Consider the following 791-nt stretch of genomic DNA (forward strand, 5'->3'; position numbering starts at 1 on the left):
CGGGTCCGCACCGGCTACCGGCCCGACCAGGTGGACGAGGGCACCGCCCTCACCACCGGCCGGCGGCTCGGCCGCGCCCTGACCGCGGTGCTCACCGACCCGCGGCTGCCCGCCGGGGACCTGCCGTTCGTCGACGGCGACGAGGTGGCCGGGCTGGTGCCCGCGCACGGTGACCCGGCCCGCTCCGCGCAGACCCTGCCGGAGATCCTCGGGGCGGTCGCCGCGGTCGTGCCGGACACCGACGCGGTGGTGTGCGAGGATCGGCGCCTGACCTACCGCGAACTCGACGAATGGTCCAACCGGCTCGCCCGCGTCCTCGTCGCCGCCGGCGCCGGGCCGGAGACCTTCGTCGCCGTCGGCATCGTCCGGTCCGTCGAGTCGGTGGCCGTGATTTGGGCGGTCGCCAAGTCCGGGGCCGCCTTCGTGCCCGTCGACCCGAACTATCCGGCCGAACGCATCGAGTACATGCTCACCGACTGCGGGGCGCTGCTGGGCCTGACCACCGCCGCGCACCGCGACGAGCTGCCCGACACGGTGCCCTGGCTGGTCCTCGACGATCCGGACCTCGACGCGCGGATCGGGCAGGCGAGCGCCGACCCGGTCACCGACGACGACCGGCCGGCCACGCTGCTGTTCGACCATCCCGCCTATCTGATCTACACCTCCGGCTCCACCGGACGCCCCAAGGGGGTGGTGGTGCCGCACCGCGGCCTGGCGAACCTGTCGGCGACCCTGCACACCCGCCTGGCCCCACCCCCGGCGGCGCGGGTGTCGCACTTCTCCTCGCCGAG

General features: G+C 75.1%; 1 protein-coding gene. It reads left to right on the top strand.

Features of this window, described 5'->3' with window-relative positions; all coding sequences use genetic code 11:
• Positions 1 to 791, top strand: a 791-nt coding sequence (locus tag R1101_RS28825; protein ID WP_037225256.1) for an AMP-binding protein, incomplete at both ends; no start/stop codon positions are given.

The sequence above is a fragment of the Rhodococcus sp. R1101 genome, from assembly GCF_000278445.1.
Taxonomy (GTDB): domain Bacteria; phylum Actinomycetota; class Actinomycetes; order Mycobacteriales; family Mycobacteriaceae; genus Rhodococcus; species Rhodococcus gordoniae.